An 18,823-nucleotide genomic window follows, 5' to 3' on the forward strand; every position below is an offset into this window, starting at 1 on the left:
TGTCAAGCGTTCGCGATATGCGTTTCCGAAATCGCCCGCACATCGATGCGTCTGGGCAGAATCGCGTTGCGATAGGCGCTGTCGGCCACCTTCTGCAATGCCTCGATATCCGCATCCGCAATGAAGCGCTGGCGCAGCGCCGCGCGTTGCGTGATCTGCTGCGCCGCCTCGAGCGGCGAGCGCGTGAGCGTCGCGTAGATCTGCGCGTAGGCATCGGGATGCGCGATCGCCCAGTCGCCCGCGCGCTGGTAGCGGACCAGCACATCGGCAATCGCGGCCCGCTTGCGCGGGTCCGCAAGCGATGCGCCCGACGCGGTAATAAACCCCAGGCCGCTGTTGATGCCCGTGCCGTCGCGCAGCACACGCCCGCCGCGCTGCGCGGCGATGCCGTAGTAAGGATCGAAGGTCGCCCATGCTTCGATCGAGCCCGATGCGAAGGCCGCGAATGCGTCGACGGGCAGAATGAATCGCACGGTGACGTCGTCCTTCGTCAGCCCTGCTTCCGCGAGCGCGCCATACAGCTGAAACTGCGAGATGCTGCCGCGTGCGGACGACACGAACATCGTGCGCCCCTTGAGGTCCGCAACCGTGCGTATCGACGACTCAGGCCTGACAAGAATGCCCAGTTGCGTAGCCGAACCGACACGTGTCGCGACGATCCTGAGCGTCGGGTCGCCGACCGCCGCTGCGAGCACCGGCAGATCGCCCGCCGGCGCCAGATCGACAGCGCCCGCGCGTTGCGCCTCGAAAAGCGGCGCGGCGCCCTGAAAATTCGCCCATCGGTATGCGTACGGCGCGCCTTCGAGCACCTTCGCGGCTTCGATCAGCGCACGCGTGCCGCCTGCCTGATCGCCGAGCACGAGCGTCGGGGTGTCGGCGGCCGTGGCGGCGCGCGCACTGCTCATGCGCGACGTCGCACCCAGCACGGCAAGCGTCGGTATGGCGCCGAGCAGGCGCCGGCGCATCTGAAATGACGTTCGAGCGGAAGCGGTCATAAGGCCTCAAGGTCGATAGTTGGCAAAGCGTATCGATGAAGCGCCGCCGTGAGAATCATTGGTTTTCGATATGTTTATCTCGGTTCGATCTTTGCCATTCGAAGCGGTATTTCAGAGGCTTGAATCGACTGCGCTTATCAGCGTCCGTCAAATCCTTAGCTGAATCCGGCAGTTCGCGCGCGACGCCGCGGTTGCTACGATCGTCGGTTCGACGCTACAGCGCAGCCGTTTCGTTCAACGACAATAAGGACGTCGCCGCCATCATGCAAAACACCCGCCGCCGCTTTGCCGCGCAATTCGCCGGCCTATTCGCCCGTCTCGCTCTCGCTTCACTGCTTGCCGCAGCCAGCGTGCCGGTGTTCGCCCAGGCGCCTGCCAATGCGAACGCGTCGAATGCCGCGAATGCCGCACCCGTCGCGCTTCGCATCGGCTATCAGAAATCGTCGACGCTGATCACACTGCTCAAAACGCGCGGCTCGCTCGAAAAAGCGCTTGCGCCGCTCAACGTGCGCGTCTCGTGGAACGAGTTCGCGAGCGGCCTGCCATTGACCGAAGCATTGAATGTCGACGCAGTCGATTTCAGCGCGGATGTCGCGGATACGGTGCCGGTCTTTGCGCAGGCCGCGCATGCGCGCTTCGTTTATGTCGCACAGGAAGCGCCGTCGCCGGGCGCACAGGCGATCATCGTCAGAAAAGACAGTGCGCTGCATGCCATCGGCGACCTCAAGGACAAGCGCATCGCGGTGACCAAGGCAGCGGGCAGCCACTACCTGCTGCTAGCGGCCCTCGCACGCGCCGGGCTCAAGCCGGCGGACGTCAGGATCAGCTATCTGACGCCGGCCGACGGACGCGCCGCATTCGAGCGCGGCAGCGTCGACGCATGGGTCACGTGGGACCCATATGTCGCATCGGTCGACCGTGAGGCCGACGTGCGCATTCTCGCCGACGGCACCGGCCTCGCGTCGTACCAGCGCTACTACCTCGCATCGCGCGCCTTCGCCGATGCGCATCCGCAAATCGTCGCCGTTCTATTCGAACAGTTGAAGGAAGCCGGCGACTGGTTGCGCGCGCATCCACAGGAAGCCGCAAACACGCTGGCGCCGGTCTGGGGACTCGACGCCGCGACGATCGAGCGTGCCAATGCGCGCCGCAGCTATCTCGTGCGTCCGGTCGCCGCGCAAAATTTCGGTGAACAGCAGACCATCGCCGATGCGTTCTATCGCAACGGCCTGCTGCCCGCCGAAGTGCCGACGAAACAGGCGCTGTACTGGGATTTCACGGCAAAACAGGCAAAGACGATCGGCGGCTGATGCGCCGGGCGCGGACACCCGCTCAATGCATGGGCGCTGGCTTCCTATATCGCACCGTCATCGTTCGCCGCGTCGGCGAGTTCGGTGAAGAACGTCGGCGGCGCGTTTTCGCCGGTCGTGATGCGTGTCGCGCAGCGTAGCGTCGTGCGTGGGCTCAGGCTCAGGACTCACGCTTCGAGGCTATCCTTCGCCGCATCGAACCGCGCGGCCAGCTGCCTGATCTTTTCGACCACGGGCTCCTCCTTGAGCGCCGAGCGCGGCTTGAGCAGCGACATCACCTCGGTCAGCAGCTTGTGAATGCCGGCGTCGAGACAGGCCGCACGCGGCAGCATCGCGTTGAACCTGAGCGCCTCGTCGAAGTTGTCGGGCCGCACGCCATGCGTCTCGCGAAACGCGAGGTCGGGCATCGCGGTCAGCGTCCAGATATTGTCGAGCACCGGGCTCGCCGCTTTCATCAGCGCTTCGAAGAGTCCTTCGAGCGGTTGTGCTTCGTTCTTGCGGCTCGCAAGCAGATCGTGCAGTAACCGCGCTTCCATTGCCGCAGCGGCCATGCCCTGCCCATAGACCGGATTGAACCGGCAAATCGCATCGCCGAGCGCGATCAGTCCGCGCGGCCAGCCAACGTAGCGTTCGAAATGCCGCCGACGATTCTCCGGAAACTTATGCCGATAGATCTTGCCGTACGGCTTCGCGTGCATCAGCGCGTCGTGAATCGTCGTGGTCTGCAGTGTCTTCGAGAACGCGATGAGGTCCGCCCATTCCGCGGGCGGCACATCGTTACCGCATGCGCCGAACGTCGCAAAGAAGCGATCGTCCTCGCGTATAGTCATCAGGCCCTGATGACTGTTGCCAGGCGGCGCCGGCATTGTGCGCAGTACGTCGTACGCTGGCCGGTTCTCCGGCGCAAACTCGACGATCGCCGTCGAATAATTCATGTCGATACGCATCGCCGTTTCTTCCGGCGCGTCGCGGCCCGTCGCGCGCAAAAATTCGAGGGTCGGTTCGCCTCGGCCCGATGCGTCGATCACGAGATCGGCCGCGATGGTTTCCTGCGCGCCCGCCGGGGTTTCATAGCGCACCGCGGCAACCGCGTTGCCGTCCGGCGTCGCAACCATTCCGGTGACGCGTCGCCCGTCGAGTATCGCGATGCTTCCTTGCTGCTGCAACTCGCGCCGCGCGACCCATTCGATCAGCCCACGCGAGCACTTGAGCAGAGGAATGCCGAGGCGGCGTTCCGGCGGCGCCACTTGCGCGGAGAACTCCATCAGCAGCTTATGGCTGAAATCCGACTGCTTCGCGCCGGCGTCACGCAGCTTCGTCGAGAAATCGTCGAACAGCGCATCGAGCGCGACCACGCCGCCCGGCAACAGCACGTGCGGATGCCGCCCTTGCGGCACGCCGGCGCGCGCCTCGGGGTCCGCCGGCAAAACGTCGCGCTCGATCAGCACGATCTGCTCGAAGCTGCCGACGAGCGCCTGCGCGGCCGCCATGCCGCCGACGCCGGCTCCGATCACCACTGCGCGCTTTCCCAGGTACATGGCCTTCTCCAGATGAGTCAGGTGACAGGCGCGTGCGGGCTTCGAGCCGCGGACGGAAGCCGTCCGACAGCTGCGCGCGCGCCATTGCAGAACCGACAACAACCGGCAGAGGCCGATATTCCGGACCGGGAACGATATTGAGAATTGGCGAACGCCTACGGAGAGGGATGGAAACGCTTCGGAGAGGGGATGCGGGATGGTGGAAATCAGCGTGCGCCGATGCGCAACCCGAAGGTTTCGCCGAGCTCAACGGGTCACCGTTGAATTGAGCGGTAAGATGGAAACCGAATCTGGCGGAGGAAGCGCGCACGCGCTTCCTCCTGTCCTCGCGCCTGACGGGAAAGCGCGTTTAATCGTAAAGCACGGCCGAGATCTTCGGGTCGTTCATATTGCTCTTGTCGTACCAGTAAAAGCCGGTGTCGACTTTCTTCGGCAGCTTCTCGCCCTTCAACGCCTTCACCGCGGAATCGACAACACACTTGCCGATACCGATCGGGTTCTGCGTAATCGCGCCCGCCATCAGGCCGGAATTGATGTCCTCCTTCTGTTCCTTGCCCGAGTCGTAACCGATCAGCACGAGCTTCTTGCCCGACTCCTTGACGCCGATCGCCGCGCCTTCCGCCGACCCTTCATTCGCGCCGAAAATGCCCTTGATATTCGGGTTCGCCTGAATCATCGCCTTGGCGATTTCGGCCGACTTCAGGTGGTCGCCGCCGCCATACTGCACGGACACGATCTTGATGCCCGGGTGCTTCGATTTCATCTCGTTCAGGAAGCCGTCGCGGCGGTCGATACCGGTGCGGCTCGTCTGGTCGTGCACGATCACGCCCACCTCGCCCGAGTTGCCGATCAGCTCGGCCATCTTGTCCGCGGCAAGCGCGGCCGCGGCGATGTTATCGGTGGCGCAGGTCGTGAGCGGAATGTTGCTGTCGACGCCGGAGTCGAACGCAATAATCGGAATCTTGCTGTTCTGCGCGCGCTTTAACAGCGGAATCTCGGCCTTGCTGTCAAGCGCGGCAATGCCAAGCGCTTGCGGCTTCTTCGCGAGCGCCGCGGACAGCATATCGACCTGCTTGTCGACCATCGCTTCCGTTTCCGGGCCTTCGAACGTGATCCTGACGTTGTTCTCCTTGGCCGATTGCTCCGCGCCCGATTTGACCGCCTGCCAGAACTGGTGCTGGAAGCCTTTCGAGATCAGCGGAATATACGGCTCGTCCGCGTGAGCAAGCCCGATTGCACCAACCATCGCACCGACGCCAACCGCAACTGCCATCAGCTTTCTTTTCGACATGTCTCCTCCTAAGGTGGCTATTGATTGACTGCTGTTCGCTTTTTCAGCCTTTCCTGCGTCGCAGGATATCCGCGTAGACCGCGAGAATGATGATGAGACCCGTCACCACGATCTGCCATTCCTGAGCGACCGACAGGATGCGCAGGCCATTCGTCAGCACGCTCATGATGAACGCGCCGATGATCGTGCCGAGTATCGTGCCCGAGCCGCCGCTTAACGACGTGCCGCCGATCACGACCGCGGCGATCGCTTCGAGCTCGTACCCCTGCCCCAGCGCCGGCTGCGCCGAATTGAGGCGCGACGCGATCAGCAAACCGGCGATGCCGCAAATCGCGCCGCCGACGCCGTAGACCGCGATCTTCCATCGGTCCGTGTTGACGCCCGACAGCCGCACCGCTTCTTCGTTGCTGCCGAGCGCGAACGTATAGCGGCCCAGCGCCGTGCGATTGAGCGCGATCGAACTGACGATGGCAAGCACGAACAGAATCAGAACCGCATTCGGAATCGGCACGCTGGGCAGAAAGTATCCGATCAGCGAATCCTGCGAAATCATGAAGAAGTTTTCGGTATCGGTGAAGTAGATCGGCTGATCCTTCGAGACGACCAGCGAAAGCCCTTTGAGCAGCAGCATCATGCCAAGCGTCGCGATAAACGGCGGGATTTTCATTTTCGCCGTGAGCGTGCCCGAAATGGTTCCGCACATCGCGCCCGTCGCGATGGCCGCGAGCACACCGATCCACATCGGCAAATGCCAGTAGGTGAGAAACACGCCGCAAATCACGGCCGTAAACGTCATCAGCGTGCCGACCGACAGATCGATGCCGCCCGTGATGATCACAAATGTGCTCGCGATGGCGAGCACGCCGTTCACCGCGGTCGCCTGCAGAATGCCGAGGATGTTGTCCATCTGCATGAACGCGGGCGACGCGAAGCTGAAGAAGATCAGCAACAGAATCAGGCTCGCGAAGGCGAGCATCTTTTGCAGCGCGGTCGGCGCGAAGAGGCGAGCGCGTATGCCCGACGTCCGTCGTTCCTTGGCGGGCGCTGCGATATCGGATGATTGCGGTGTCATTGAGTGGAACCTCGTTTGGATTCTTGTCTTGCTCATGCGGTGCCTGGTCGTGCTCAGGCGGCTTTCAAGCTCTCGCGCTGCGTCGCGAGGTGCATGATGCGCTCCTGGGTTGCTTCGCTTGCCGACAGTTCGCCGGTAATGCGCCCTTCGCACATCACGACAACGCGATCGCTCATGCGCAAAATCTCGGGCAGCTCCGACGAGATCATCACAATCGCCTTGCCTTGCGCCGCGAGCGCGCGCAGCAGCTTATAAATTTCGCTTTTCGCGCCGACATCGATGCCGCGCGTGGGCTCGTCGAAGAACAGCACATCGCAGTTGCGCTCGAGCCATTTGGCAATCACGATCTTCTGCTGGTTGCCGCCCGACAGCAGCCGCACTTCCTGAGTTGCCGATGGCGTGCGAATCGCGAGCAGCTTGATGAAATGCAGTGCTGTCTTGCGTATCTGCGTCCGCCGCAGGAACATGTTGCATGACAGGAACTTGCCGAGATTCGACATCACGATGTTCGACTCGACGTCCATGCCGGTCGCAATACCGAAGCGCTTGCGGTCTTCCGAGAGGTAACCAATGCCACGCCTGACGGCGTCGCTCGGTTTTTTGATCGACGCCTTTGCGCCTTTGACGAAAATCTCGCCCGATTCGACCGGGTCCGCACCGAACACGGCGCGCGCAACCTCGGTGCGCCCCGCGCCCATCAAACCCGCAAAGCCCAATATCTCGCCTTTGCGCAACGTGAAGCTGACGTCCCTGACGAGCGGACCCGCGACCAGATGCCTGACCTCGAGCGCAATATCGCCGTTCGCTTCGACATGCTCGATGCGTTCGACATCGGCCAGCTTGCGGCCGACCATCATGCCGATAATCGCTTCGATCGTCGTGTCGTGGGCGGAAACGGTATCGACATATTCGCCGTCGCGCATCACGGTCACACGGTCGGATATCTGCTTGATCTCGTCCATCTTGTGCGAGATGTAGACGATGCCGACGCCCCGCTCCTTGAGCTGCCGGATGATGCGAAACAGCTCGGCGATCTCGGTGTCGTTCAGCGCCGACGTCGGTTCGTCCATGATCAGCACGCGCGAGTCGAACGACAGCGCCTTGGCGATTTCGACCATCTGCTGGCTCGCCACCGTCAAGGTGCCGACCACCGTGCGCGGATCGATAGTCACGTGCATGCGGGCCAGAATCTCGCGCGCTTGCGCATTGAGCCGGTCTTCGTCGAGAAAGAGCCCGAAACGCGAGCGCGGCTCGCGGCCGATGAAAATATTCTGCGCGACGGTGAGATGGTTCATCAGTTGGAGTTCCTGATGAATGATGCCGATGCCCAAGGCTTGCGCGTCGCGCGGACTCGAAAATTCGACGGGTTTGCCGTCGTAAAGAATATCGCCCGTATCTTTTGTGTAGACGCCGGCGAGAATCTTCATCAGGGTCGACTTGCCGGCACCGTTCTCGCCCATCAAGGCGTGCACTTCACCGGGCATCAGATCGAACTGGATCTCGTGCAGCGCTCTTACGCCGGGAAAGCTTTTGCAGAGCCTGCTGACGGAAATGAGTGGGGTCATGGTGGTTCAAGGCTCGAATACGTCCGGTCTCACTTTGGCGGACCGGTGCAATTCCGCGACGACCTGATCGAGATGGTCGTGCATCGCTTGGGCCGCGGTATCGGCATCGCCCGCGCGCAACGCTTCGTAGATGCGTTCGTGTTCGTCGAAGGTATGCGCAAGGCGCTCCGGGCTCGCAAGTAATTGCCGCGCACGGTCCAACGCATTGCGCGATACCGCGACGATTTCTTTCACACGCGGCAGCTTCACCGCGTCCAGCAGAATTTCATGGAAGGCCAGGTCGAGCACATGGAATGCAAGACGTTCGCCGGTGCCGGCAAGGCTGCGCTGCTTCTCGAGATTGGCCGCCAGCGCGGCAAGCGTGGCTTCGTCATGCATGGCTGCGACACCGCGTACCGTTTCCACTTCGAGTGCACTGCGAATAAACAGATGCTGGCGAATGTCGTCGATGCCGATGGGTTTGACGCGCGTGCCGCGCTGCGGCAAAACCTCGACGAGGCCCGCATGTTCGAGCCGTGCCAGCGCGGCCGACACGGGAAAGCGCGAGACGCCCATCCGTTCGCAGACCGCCATCTTGTCGATCATCATTCCGGGCTCGAGCGCGAGTGTCACGATCGCTTCTCTGAGCGCCTCTTCCACCGCATCGGTCAGGCTGCCGCGTTCGCCGCCCCTGATTTTTTGCAGTGCGACATACGGGCTATTCACAGCACTCGCTGCATCGGTGGGAGAGCTCACGGCCTGCTTGATTTTGATAAGGACATGCTAGCATGCTAGAAAAACAGATACTGCGTTGTCAACGAGTGCAAATCCCTAGCGCACCCCTAAGCGGTTATGCGCAACGATGCGCACTTAATAGCGGGTTCGTCTCCGCTTGAGGCCTGGCTTCTTGAAGCCATTGCTGCCACCGCCCCGGAGGATGCTCAGATGACCACCATCACCAAACTGTCCGTTCGGGACATCCGCTTTCCCACTTCGCGTTCGCTCGACGGCTCCGACGCCATGAATGCGGCGCCCGACTATTCGGCCACTTACGTCACCCTCGAAACCGATGCACCGCAAGCGCTGACCGGCCACGGCCTGACGTTTACGATCGGGCGCGGCAACGAGATTTGCGTGACGGCCGTGCAGGCGCTATCGCCGCTGATCGTCGGCAAGCGCCTCGAAGAGATCACAGCGAATATGGGCGCCTTCTGGCGAGCGTTTACATCGGACAGCCAATTGCGCTGGATCGGCCCCGACAAGGGCGCGATTCATCTGGCAACGGCGGCGGTCGTCAATGCCGTGTGGGACCTGTGGGCGAAGTCGGCCGGTAAGCCCGTGTGGAAGCTGCTGGTCGACATGAGCCCCGAGGCGCTCGTGCGCTGCCTCGACTTCCGCTATGTGACCGACGCGATCACGCCGTACGAAGCGCTCGCGATGCTGCATCGTCACGCAAAGACCAAAGGCGAGCGCGAAAAGGAAATGCTCGCCCAGGGTTATCCCGCGTACACGACATCGGCCGGCTGGCTCGGCTACGACGACGACAAGATTCGCCGCCTTGCGCGCGAGGGCGTCGCACAAGGCTGGACGCATTTCAAACAGAAGGTGGGCGGCAATCTCGAGGAAGACGTGCGGCGCGCACGTATCCTGCGCGAAGAAATCGGCGAAGACCTGAAGCTGATGATGGACGCAAACCAGGTATGGGACGTCGACGAGGCCGTGACGAACATGCGGCGCCTGGCGGAATTCAACCCGTGGTGGATCGAGGAGCCGACCAGCCCCGATGACATTCTCGGCCACGCGGCAATACGTCAACGGCTCGGTTCGATCGGCGTCGCAACGGGCGAGCACTGCCATAACCGCGTCATGTTCAAGCAGCTGTTGCAGGCCATGGCAATCGACTTCTGCCAGATCGACAGTTGCCGTCTTGGCGGGCTCAACGAAGTGATCGTCGTGCTGCTGATGGCGGCGAAGTTCGGCGTGCCCGTATGCCCGCATGCGGGTGGCGTCGGATTATGCGAGTACGTCCAGCACATTTCGCTGTTCGACTATATCTGCGTGTCGGGGTCGCTCGACAACCGCGTGCTCGAGTATGTCGATCATTTGCACGAGCATTTCGCCGACCCGGTCGTGATTCGCAACGGCCGCTATATGCCGCCGCAACGGCCCGGGTACAGCATCGAGATGCACGCGACTTCGCTCGAGAAGTTCAGCTTTCCCGCGGGCGAAGCGTGGCGTGTTTAGTGTGCGCTCTCCCGCTTTACTGTGCGCCGCCATCGAGCGACGCGAGTATCTTGTGCGCGGCGGCGACGCGGTCCGCAATCGGGAAATTGCGGTTGGCCAGAATGACGATCCCGAGGCGCCTGGCCGGTACGAATGCAACATAAGCGCCGAAGCCATTCGTCGAACCCGTCTTGTTGATCCACACGTTGTCCATCGGTGCAAGCGGCGGGTCGATCGCGGTCACGGGCATCGCTTCGGTGGCCATCGCGGGTCCATTGCCTTCGAGCAGTGAATTCAGCGTAACCGGATACGGATACTGTTCCCAGATCAGGTCCTGCGTCATCGGCCCTGCCTTGAAGTAGCCGGTGTGGGTATCGATGATCGCGCGCTGTAGCGGCGCATCGAGTTTGATCAGGCTCATGTTCGCCTCGACAAAGCGCAGCATGTCCGAGGCGGTCGACTTGACGCCGTACGCTTCGGGCCCCAGCTCGCCGCCCTTCAGGCGGATCGGTTTGCCATCCTTTGTATAGCCCTGCGCGTAGTCCGACGCATGCTCGACAGGAATGTCAATGAAACTATGCCGCAAGCCGAGCGCCGGAAAGAGACGCTGCTCGATCAGCGCGGTGAAATCGTCGTTCATGCTCTTTGCCGCGATCATGCCGAGCGTACCGATGCCCGGATTCGTATAAGTCCGGTACGTGCCCGGCGCATACTGCGGACGCCATGCCTTGAAATAGCGCATCAACTGCGCATCGTTTTCGATTTCATCGGGCACCTGCAACGGAAGTCCGCCTGGCGTATGCGTGCCGAGATCGAGCAGGCTCACATCACCGAACGGACTGCCGCGCAGCAACGGCAGATATGTGCCGACCCTGTCCGATAGCGACAACTGCCCGTTCACCTGGGCCCACGATGTCAGCGTGGCCGTAAAGGTCTTGCTGACCGAGCCGAGTTCGAACAGCGTGTCGTTCGTCACGGGCTCGCGCGTTTGCGTCGACGCGACGCCGAAATTGAACACCCGAGGCTTGCCGTCGACGATGATGCCGACCGCGACGCCCGCAATCCGGTCCTTCGCCATCATCGGGCGAATGGCGTCGTCCACGGCGCGCTGGATGCTACCGCGCGCCGGACTGCCCTCGCCAGTGCCCGCAGCCGCACCCTCACCCACCGCCGCCGCATTCGCATGGCGGATTCCGGGCGCGATGCCCAACACGCCGAGCAGCGCCAGCATCCCGATCGCCGTCGCGCCGCGCGCCCGAGCCGCAACCCCAGCTAACCCACTGCCCGACACCGTTGTCGTGAATCTGCGCCGCGTCATCATTGTTGCTCCTTGAAGAGCCGCCAATATCGCGTTTTCGCCGCATGCTGACAAACGATGATAAATTGCCCGCTGCCCCAGAAAATCTAATGGCTCGATCATGCGACCGTATCTGCCTTTAAACGCGCTGCGCGCGTTCGAATCGTCGGCCCGGCATCTGAGTTTCACGCGTGCGGCGCTCGAACTGAACGTCACGCAAGCGGCGGTCAGCCAACAGGTGCGCACGCTCGAAGAGCGTCTCGGTGCGACGCTGTTCAAGCGCCTGCCGCGCGGCCTCGCGATTACCGATGAAGGGCTCGCATTGCGCCCCGTGCTCAGCGACGCATTCGATCGCATCGAGGGCGTGTTGCGTCAGTTCGAAGGCGGGCACTTTCACGAAGTACTGACGGTCGGCGCGGTCGGGACCTTCGCGGTGGGCTGGTTGATGCCGCGCCTGAAGTCGTTTCACGACGCGCATCCGTTCGTCGAACTGAGGATGATGACGAACAACAATCTCGTCGATCTGGCCGGCGAAGGCCTCGATTTCGCGATCCGTTTCGGCGATGGCACCTGGCCCGGCTCGCGCGCGCTCAAGCTCTTCGATGCGCCGCTTTCCGTGTTGTGCGCGCCCGATATTGCGCAACGTCTGCGCGCGCCCGCGGACCTCGCGAGCGAAACGCTATTGCGCTCGTATCGCGCCGACGACTGGGCTAACTGGTTCGGCGCCGCGGGACTCGCACCGCGCCCGGTGCGCGGCCCCGTGTTCGACTCGTCGCGCCTGATGGTGGAAGCCGCGATGCAAGGCGCGGGCGTGGCGCTCGCCCCCGCATCGATGTTCGAACGCGATCTGGCGATGGGGCGCCTTGCGCGCCCATTCGATATCGACGTGCAGGCGGGCAGCTACTGGCTTACGTCGCAAAAGGGCAAACCGGCTACGCCGGCGATGCGCGCGTTCAGTCTATGGATTGTGAGCGAAACCCAAGCGGACAGCCGCCCCGCTTAAGGCCCCAAAGCGAAGACGCGAGCGCTCGGCCATGTCTATTATCGTGTACACTCGTCGCACTATAGTGGATTACCGCGGAGAGCAGCTAAATGGAGATCCGTCAAGCGGCTCCGGATCACATCGAAGGGATCACGGCGATCTATAACGACGCCGTGCTGAACACCACCGCGATCTGGAATGATCTGACCGTCGACCGGCTGAACCGCGCGGCCTGGCTGTCCGCGCGCGAGAACGCCGGCTACCCGGTGCTCGTTGCCGTCGACGATCGCGGGGCCGTGATCGGCTACGCGTCGTTCGGCGACTGGCGCGCATTCGACGGCTACCGTCACACGGTCGAGCATTCGGTCTATGTGCGCCGCGATCAGCGCGGAAAAGGCGTGGGCTACGCGCTGATGGAGAAACTGATCGACAGCGCGCGCTCCATCGGCAAGCACGTCATGGTGGCCGGCATCACGGCGAACAACGCCGAATCGATCCGGCTGCACGAGAAGCTCGGCTTCGAGCATGTCGGCCACCTGAAGGAAGTCGGCATGAAGTTCGGCGCCTGGCTCGACCTGGCTTTCATGCAGCTCAAGCTCGACGCCCGTCCATCGCCGGACGACGCCTAGGCGCAATAAAGCAGCGCCGTCCGCGCGCACCGCAACGGTGCCGCGAAGACGGACGCAACCGGCTCACGCTTCAGCCTTTCTGCTTTAACACGCTGCATGGGTGTTTGCGAAGCAATGCGCAATCAGGTATTTATTGCGCGATTGGCCGCCCTGCGAATTCATTTTTTTGCGCATTTTCTAACCGCGCTTATCGTCTTTTAAGCCGATCGGCATTTAGTCCGCGGTTATTTTCCAAATAGCGAAGACGCGTCGGTTATTAATTGCCGGACCTTATGCGCACAGCATTGATTCGAATGCGAAGTTCCGTAAGGCTAACCGACAAATCCGGCTGCAGGTATTTTCGTACCGCGTATGGCAATGCCTTGTTCGCCGCATCCAATGCCCAATTATTTTCGGTTCATATGAATATTTTCAAGTGACAATAAAATCACGTGAAAATATTCGAATGAATTTGCCCGCGCTTATTCATTGCATCGATTTCCTTTCCATCGGCCGTGGGCCGCGCAGGAGTGATCCGGCTATGAAACGATTCAGCCCCGTATGCGTTGCTGCAGCACTTTGCTTCGCAATAGCCCCATCGAGTTACGCGCAATACACGACCGACTGGATCGCAAACACTTTCGGCACCGATAGCACGCACGTGGGCAATACCGCCCGCTCGATGTGGGTCGCCGCCGACGGCACCATCTATACAGCGTCGCTGTGGGACGAGGTCGATGGCGGCATATCCATTTATCAGAACGGCAAGACCGTCGGCTCGATCGGACTTCACAACGACTTCCAGGGCAGTTGCATCACCGGCAATAACACCTCGCTGTTCGCCGCATTGCAGTTCAGCAGAAATTTCGGCAGTGGATATCTCGGCCGCTATAACCGCGCGACGGGCGCCCAGGACTTCAAGATTCAGGTCAGCGCCGCGACCAACGTCGCGCGCGGCGATGTGATTACCGGGTGTGCGACGGCGAATTCGCTGCTGGTCGTCAGCGACAATCCGGGCAATCGCGTGCGCATGTACACCACCGACGGCGTCTGGAAGCAGGACATCAGCGTGCAGGATCCGGGCGCCCTCGCGATCGACAGCGCCGGCAATATCTGGGTTGCGCAGAAAAACGAAGGCCGCATCGCCGAGTTCAGTCCGGCTGGCGCGCCGATGAACACGATCCAGATGTCCGCGGGCGCGCAACCGTCCGCGCTGTTTTTCGATCTCAGGTCCAGCCGCCTGATGGTGGGCGACGAGGGGCCGGACATGAATATCAAGCTCTATGCGGCCGTCGCCGGCCGGCCTGCGCAGGTCGGCACGTTCGGTGTGCAAGGCGGCTTTCTCAACACGACGACGGCCGCCAAAGGGCAAGTCAGCGAACAGCGCTTTACGCGCGTGGTCGGCATGGGCCGCGATGCCGCCGGCAATCTGGCCGTGCTCGACAATGCGTGGGGCGGCAGTTGGGACCTTGGCCGCAACGGCGCAACCAACATTCATGTGTACAACAGCGCGGGCACCCTGACGACGACGCTGCAGTCGTTGAACTTCGAGGGCAACGGCGCGCCGGACCCGCTCACGGACGGCGCGCTGTTCTTCGGCGGCACCAACGTTTATGGCGGCACGGCCGGGGGCGGCACAACCGCCGGCACGTTCGTCGCGAATACGGTGGACCCGATCACGTACCCCGACGATCCGCGCTTGAACCTCAACAACCCCGAGCGCGACACGCACTTCGCGCAGATCGCCGCCGTCGGCCCGAACCGCGTTCTAGCGGCATCGGGGCAGAACCCCGCGACGTTTTACCTTTACCACTTCAGCCCGCAAAGCGGTTACATCGCGATACCGGACGCCACCCTGCCCGGCGCCGCATTCGGTACGACACGATCCGTTACGGGCGGCTTCAGCCTCGACAGCAAAGGCGACGTCTGGGCGGGTCTCGATCGGACGAACCAGATCTTCCACTATCCGCTGACGGGCGTCGACGCGACCGGCAAGCCCGCCTGGGGCGCCCCCATGACGGCGCTCGTGCCGGTCTCGATCCGGCCGCTGACGCGCATCGTCTATCTGGCGGAAAGCGACACGATGATTCTCGGGCAAGGGATTATCGGCAGCAGCGACTTTACGTCGATGGGCAACCGCATCGAGGTCTATCACGGCTGGGCGGCGGGCAACCACACGACGCCGAACCCGGTCATCACGTTTCCGAGCGGCGTGCAGCCGAAGTCGATCGCGGCAGCGGGCAATTACCTGTTTGTCGGCTACATCACGTCGCCCAATATCGACGCGTTCAATCTGACGTCGGGCTCGCTCGACACGACGCTCGCCAATACGAATCCGACGCAGGTGAGCCTCGGCGCCAATGTCGATTCGATGTACGGCGTGCGCGCATATCTGCGCACGACCGGCGAGTATGTCGTGACAAAGGACAATTACAACGACTCGAACCTTGTCGTCTATCGCTGGACGCCGGGCACGGCGGCGGCGGCGCAATAGTGGATCGGAGCGGCGCGCCGCAGTCGGCCACATGCTCGCGTACCGTTGACCGGAGACTGCTACGGGCGCGTCGATCGTCGCAGGACCAAGCGCCTCACCCGCGCCTCGCCTCCCGCGTTCGACACCGCCTGCCAAATCGCCGACAATGTCCGCGACCAGCAACACTCGATGCGGCGCATCAGCCTCGATGCGAATGCCCGCGCATCTCGCAACCAGACAGAATGGCATGGAGACAGCCGAATGAAATGCACTATCGTGGGATCCCGCTACTTCGGCGCGTCGGTGCTCGAGGCGTTTCGCGCCGACGGCATTGAAATTGCCGGCGTAGTCGCCCCTGCCGCCGACGATCGCCTCGCCGCGGCGGGCCGTGCGGCCGGTCTGCCGACCGCGATCCACGACAACCCAAGGCTCGTTGAAGCGAGCGCGATTCCCGAAGGCACGGACCTTATCATCGCCGCGCATACGCACGCGCGCGTCAACGATGAAGCGCTTGCGCGCTCGCGCCTCGGCGGCGTCGGCTATCACCCTTCGCTGCTGCCGCGCCATCGCGGCATTGCGGCGGTCGAATGGACAATACTCGAAGGCGATCCGATCGCCGGCGGTTCGGTCTATCACCTCGCACACGGCTGGGATGCGGGCGCGATTGCCGCACAGGACTGGTGCTTCGTCAAAAAGGGCGAAACCGCACGCGAACTGTGGGAGCGTGCGCTCGCGCCGATGGGGCTCGCGTTACTGCTGCGCGTCGTGCATCACGCGCGCGATCACGGCGCATTGCCGGCGCACACGCAGGACGAGCAATTCGCCACGCGCGCGCCAATCATTCGCCGGCGCATCGAACTGACCGAAGAGCCGTCCGGGCCGCTCGCGTCGCTCGTCGTCACCGCGATCGGCGCCGACCGTCCCGGTATCGTCAACCTGCTGTCGGAGCGCGCCCGCGCGTTCGGCGCGAACTGGACCGGCAGCCGCATGGCCAGTCTCGGCAGCCAGTTCGCGGGCATGGTGCAGTTCGAAGTCGCGCAGCGCCACGCCGACGCGCTGACCACCGCATTGCGCGACCTCGAAAGCGCGGGCCTGCGCCTCGTGATCGCGCGCAGCGACCTGCCGCCGCTCGGGCATGGCCTGCGGCGCGTGTCGCTCGAACTGACCGCGCCCGACCGTGCCGGCATCGTGCAGGATCTGTCCGCGAGCCTGTCCGCGCACGACATCAGCATCGAGGAGCTGAGCACGGAGCTCGCGCATGCGTCGGTCGGACCGCATCAGTTCGGCGTCAAGGCCGTGCTCGCGGTACCGGCGGCACTGTCGATCGACGCGCTGCGTACGCTGCTCGAATCGCTCGCTGCCGAACTGATGGCCGATATGGCGCTGGACGAAGCCGCCTGACCATCGCCCGACCGCCGCCCGACCGCCGCGGGGCCTCGGCGCCGCGGCGGTCTGGCACGCGGCGCCCGCCGCTTTAGCTGAAACCGATCTCCCCGACCCAACCGTCCTTCTTCAGCACGACCACCTGCTTCAATTGCAGCGTGCCGCCGCTGCGCACGACCATCGCCACGACCGGAAACACACGCTGCACATCCGCGTTTTTCGTCCAGGGCGCCGGATCGATCGTGTACGTGTAGGTGATCACCGTGCGCTCGATACCGTCCACCACGTGCGGCGGCTCCCATCCGATCACCTTGTCGACCTGCAGCTTGCCGTAGCACAGGTCGCCGTCGTGCATCGTAACCGTGCCGTTCGCGGCCATGCTCGGCAATGCCTTGTGCAGGTAGTACTTCTTGCCTTCGTCGGACAGCGTGTAGCGCATCGTCGAATCGGAGATCTGCTGCTTGCTCACGAGACCGATTTGCTCGAGCACCGGCATCTGCAGCGAGTTCGCGGTGCGCTCGTTCGCCTCGTCTCTCGTGATATCGATCGGCCACTTCATTTTGCCGATGCACATATCGCCATGCGCATCGAGAAACTTCGACACCGCAGCCGTGAAATTCTCGCGATTCGGCTCGTCGTTGTGCGTACTGCATCCGGCGAATAGAAACGCGGAAAACACCGGCACGCACAACGCCTTCCACCCGTTCAGCTTCTTCATGTTCTGCCTGCTGCTCCCCATCCGGTTGCGCGCGCAACGAAGGCGCGCGATCGATTCACTATCGGTTTTGCGTATCGCCCGCTTTTCGCATCACTTGGCGGGCGGCTGGAAGCCGTCGGTCAGCGTGCCGAGAAACGCGACGAGGTCGTCCACGTCCTGCTCCGTCATCGCCGGCGTGGCGCCGCGCGTATGCACCACCGGCACCGTCATATCGATGTTCGCCTGATACTGCGCGGGCAGGTCGTCGTACATATTGACGCTGCCGTCCGGGGCTTTCGAATAGAACAGTTCGGGGTTCGTGTCGCGCTTGTTGTAGAACTCGACGACATCGCGCAATGTGTGAAATACGCCGTTGTGAAAGAACGTCTGGCGCGTCGCGACATTGCGCAGCGTCGGCGTCTTGTACATGCCGCAGAACTTCGCGGAATTGGCCGGCGTGTGGCCGGTTTCCTCGGCCTGACACAAGCCCATGTCGAAGTGCGTGGGATCCGCGTTCGCGGGAATTTCCATATTGCGCGGCGCCGCCACCGCTTCGAACGAATAGTCGGTAAACGGCGCGATGCTGCCGCCCTGCGCATTGCCGCTCAGATGGCACGCAATGCAATTGCCCTTGTTTTCGTCATTGAACAGCTGCAGGCCGTGCATTTCCTGAGCAGTCAGATAATTGCCGCGGTTGTGGCGCAGCACATCGAACTTGCTCGTGTACGGATGAAAGTCGGGCTCTTCCTGCTGATAGCTTTGTAACGCCGACACGGCCAGATTGAACGCGTTCGACGGATTGTCGAACGCGTTGTCGCCGAAGGCCTGCCTGAAGAGCGCACCGTAAGGGCCGACCTTGATCGCGTTGACCACCGCGTCGGGACTGCTGTTCGCCATCTCGTAGGTGGACATCAGCGGAATCTTCGCCTGGTCCGCGAGCGTGCTGACGCGGCCGTCCCACGTGAAGCCGCCGCCCGGCCCCGGCGGCGTGACGCCGTCCGGGTTATCGGCCAGATCGGCGTACGCCGGCGTGAATTCCTTGTAGCGCAGCGACGGCACGGCGCGCACGCCGGGGGTGTTGTCGTCCACGCCGCCAAGCTGGACCGCGAGCCCGTTCGGCGGCCCATAAGCAAAGTCGGGGCTGTGACACGTCGCGCACGATATCTTGCCCGAGCCCGACAACGTCTTGTCGAAGAACATCTTCGCGCCGACCTGAGCGGCGAGACTCAATTGCGGAGTGACGTCCGGCGCCGATGCGCCGCCGGGCGCCGACGCCGCTTGCGGCTGACCGCTGTTGTTATCGCCGCCGCACGCCGCGGCAATCAGGGCCGCGGCAACGACGCATGCGAGCAACGCTATGCGCATAACTGTTCCAGTGAATATCGCGTGCGGCCCGTCCGGGCCGCACGC

15 protein-coding genes are annotated in these 18,823 nt (G+C 62.8%); 6 read left to right on the forward strand and 9 right to left on the reverse strand.

Features of this window, described 5'->3' with window-relative positions; all coding sequences use genetic code 11:
* Positions 1-2: 2 nt before the first annotated feature.
* Positions 3-995: an ABC transporter substrate-binding protein gene (locus ACYPXD_RS06985; RefSeq protein ID WP_459708982.1), complete on the reverse strand. Its 993-nt coding sequence runs from the start codon at positions 993-995 to the stop codon at positions 3-5.
* A gap of 263 nt (positions 996-1,258) precedes the next feature.
* Here ACYPXD_RS06985 and ACYPXD_RS06990 point away from each other — a divergent pair, with 263 nt between their 5' ends.
* On the forward strand, positions 1,259-2,305 hold the full coding sequence (locus ACYPXD_RS06990; protein ID WP_459708984.1) for an aliphatic sulfonate ABC transporter substrate-binding protein: 1,047 nt from the start codon (positions 1,259-1,261) through the stop codon (positions 2,303-2,305).
* 167 nt (positions 2,306-2,472) lie between these two features.
* Here the strand turns inward: ACYPXD_RS06990 and ACYPXD_RS06995 are convergent, their stop codons facing one another.
* From ACYPXD_RS06995 to ACYPXD_RS07015, 5 genes are all read right to left on the reverse strand, one after another.
* Positions 2,473-3,843, reverse strand: coding sequence for an FAD-dependent oxidoreductase (locus ACYPXD_RS06995; RefSeq protein WP_459708986.1), 1,371 nt, complete (start codon positions 3,841-3,843; stop codon positions 2,473-2,475).
* A gap of 349 nt (positions 3,844-4,192) precedes the next feature.
* Positions 4,193-5,134 carry a substrate-binding domain-containing protein gene (locus ACYPXD_RS07000; protein WP_459708988.1) on the reverse strand — a complete coding sequence of 314 codons (942 nt, stop codon included), beginning with the start codon at positions 5,132-5,134 and terminating at the stop codon, positions 4,193-4,195.
* Between the two features lie 43 nt (positions 5,135-5,177).
* Positions 5,178-6,206, reverse strand: a complete 1,029-nt coding sequence (locus ACYPXD_RS07005) for an ABC transporter permease (RefSeq protein ID WP_459708990.1) — start codon at positions 6,204-6,206, stop codon at positions 5,178-5,180.
* Positions 6,207-6,259: 53 nt separating this feature from the next.
* Positions 6,260-7,771, reverse strand: coding sequence for a sugar ABC transporter ATP-binding protein (locus ACYPXD_RS07010; RefSeq protein WP_459708992.1), 1,512 nt, complete (start codon positions 7,769-7,771; stop codon positions 6,260-6,262).
* A gap of 6 nt (positions 7,772-7,777) precedes the next feature.
* Positions 7,778-8,506, reverse strand: coding sequence for a GntR family transcriptional regulator (locus tag ACYPXD_RS07015; RefSeq protein ID WP_459708996.1), 729 nt, complete (start codon positions 8,504-8,506; stop codon positions 7,778-7,780).
* Positions 8,507-8,695: 189 nt separating this feature from the next.
* On the opposite strand from ACYPXD_RS07015, the gene ACYPXD_RS07020 reads away from it, so the two are divergent.
* Entirely contained in the window at positions 8,696-9,994 is a 1,299-nt protein-coding gene (locus tag ACYPXD_RS07020) for an L-fuconate dehydratase (protein ID WP_459708998.1), read from the forward strand.
* Positions 9,995-10,010: 16 nt separating this feature from the next.
* Here the strand turns inward: ACYPXD_RS07020 and ampC are convergent, their stop codons facing one another.
* Entirely contained in the window at positions 10,011-11,204 is a 1,194-nt protein-coding gene (ampC, locus tag ACYPXD_RS07025; protein WP_459709118.1) for a class C beta-lactamase, read from the reverse strand.
* A gap of 187 nt (positions 11,205-11,391) precedes the next feature.
* Here ampC and ACYPXD_RS07030 point away from each other — a divergent pair, with 187 nt between their 5' ends.
* From ACYPXD_RS07030 to ACYPXD_RS07045, 4 genes are all read left to right on the forward strand, one after another.
* Positions 11,392-12,273: a LysR family transcriptional regulator gene (locus tag ACYPXD_RS07030; protein ID WP_459709001.1), complete on the forward strand. Its 882-nt coding sequence runs from the start codon at positions 11,392-11,394 to the stop codon at positions 12,271-12,273.
* 89 nt (positions 12,274-12,362) lie between these two features.
* Complete coding sequence (locus ACYPXD_RS07035) at positions 12,363-12,881, forward strand: N-acetyltransferase family protein (protein ID WP_459709004.1); 519 nt, start codon at positions 12,363-12,365, stop codon at positions 12,879-12,881.
* Between the two features lie 520 nt (positions 12,882-13,401).
* Positions 13,402-15,354 (forward strand): SMP-30/gluconolaconase/LRE-like region family protein, encoded by a 1,953-nt coding sequence (locus tag ACYPXD_RS07040; protein WP_459709007.1) that lies wholly within the window; start codon positions 13,402-13,404, stop codon positions 15,352-15,354.
* Between the two features lie 240 nt (positions 15,355-15,594).
* Positions 15,595-16,734, forward strand: a complete 1,140-nt coding sequence (locus ACYPXD_RS07045; protein WP_459709010.1) for a formyltransferase family protein — start codon at positions 15,595-15,597, stop codon at positions 16,732-16,734.
* A 73-nt stretch (positions 16,735-16,807) separates the two neighbouring features.
* Here the strand turns inward: ACYPXD_RS07045 and ACYPXD_RS07050 are convergent, their stop codons facing one another.
* Together ACYPXD_RS07050 and ACYPXD_RS07055 are read right to left on the reverse strand one after the other, a co-directional pair.
* The gene (locus ACYPXD_RS07050; RefSeq protein ID WP_459709013.1) at positions 16,808-17,434 is read right to left on the reverse strand and encodes a hypothetical protein; all 627 of its coding nucleotides are present in this window, start codon (positions 17,432-17,434) and stop codon (positions 16,808-16,810) included.
* Between the two features lie 90 nt (positions 17,435-17,524).
* Entirely contained in the window at positions 17,525-18,778 is a 1,254-nt protein-coding gene (locus tag ACYPXD_RS07055; protein WP_459709017.1) for a cytochrome-c peroxidase, read from the reverse strand.
* Positions 18,779-18,823: the final 45 nt, after the last annotated feature.

Source organism: Paraburkholderia sp. 2C (assembly GCF_054589215.1).

Bases quoted from the DNA above. Each gene is read 5' to 3' on its own strand.
- ACYPXD_RS06985 (WP_459708982.1), bottom strand. From the start codon at position 995: ATGACCGCTTCCGCTCGAACGTCATTTCAGATGCGCCGGCGCCTGCTC.
- ACYPXD_RS06990 (WP_459708984.1), top strand. From the start codon at position 1,259: ATGCAAAACACCCGCCGCCGCTTTGCCGCGCAATTCGCCGGCCTATTC.
- ACYPXD_RS06995 (WP_459708986.1), bottom strand. From the start codon at position 3,843: ATGTACCTGGGAAAGCGCGCAGTGGTGATCGGAGCCGGCGTCGGCGGC.
- ACYPXD_RS07000 (WP_459708988.1), bottom strand. From the start codon at position 5,134: ATGTCGAAAAGAAAGCTGATGGCAGTTGCGGTTGGCGTCGGTGCGATG.
- ACYPXD_RS07005 (WP_459708990.1), bottom strand. From the start codon at position 6,206: ATGACACCGCAATCATCCGATATCGCAGCGCCCGCCAAGGAACGACGG.
- ACYPXD_RS07010 (WP_459708992.1), bottom strand. From the start codon at position 7,771: ATGACCCCACTCATTTCCGTCAGCAGGCTCTGCAAAAGCTTTCCCGGC.
- ACYPXD_RS07020 (WP_459708998.1), top strand. From the start codon at position 8,696: ATGACCACCATCACCAAACTGTCCGTTCGGGACATCCGCTTTCCCACT.
- ampC (WP_459709118.1), bottom strand. From the start codon at position 11,204: ATGCTGGCGCTGCTCGGCGTGTTGGGCATCGCGCCCGGAATCCGCCAT.
- ACYPXD_RS07030 (WP_459709001.1), top strand. From the start codon at position 11,392: ATGCGACCGTATCTGCCTTTAAACGCGCTGCGCGCGTTCGAATCGTCG.
- ACYPXD_RS07035 (WP_459709004.1), top strand. From the start codon at position 12,363: ATGGAGATCCGTCAAGCGGCTCCGGATCACATCGAAGGGATCACGGCG.
- ACYPXD_RS07040 (WP_459709007.1), top strand. From the start codon at position 13,402: ATGAAACGATTCAGCCCCGTATGCGTTGCTGCAGCACTTTGCTTCGCA.
- ACYPXD_RS07045 (WP_459709010.1), top strand. From the start codon at position 15,595: ATGAAATGCACTATCGTGGGATCCCGCTACTTCGGCGCGTCGGTGCTC.
- ACYPXD_RS07050 (WP_459709013.1), bottom strand. From the start codon at position 17,434: ATGAAGAAGCTGAACGGGTGGAAGGCGTTGTGCGTGCCGGTGTTTTCC.
- ACYPXD_RS07055 (WP_459709017.1), bottom strand. From the start codon at position 18,778: ATGCGCATAGCGTTGCTCGCATGCGTCGTTGCCGCGGCCCTGATTGCC.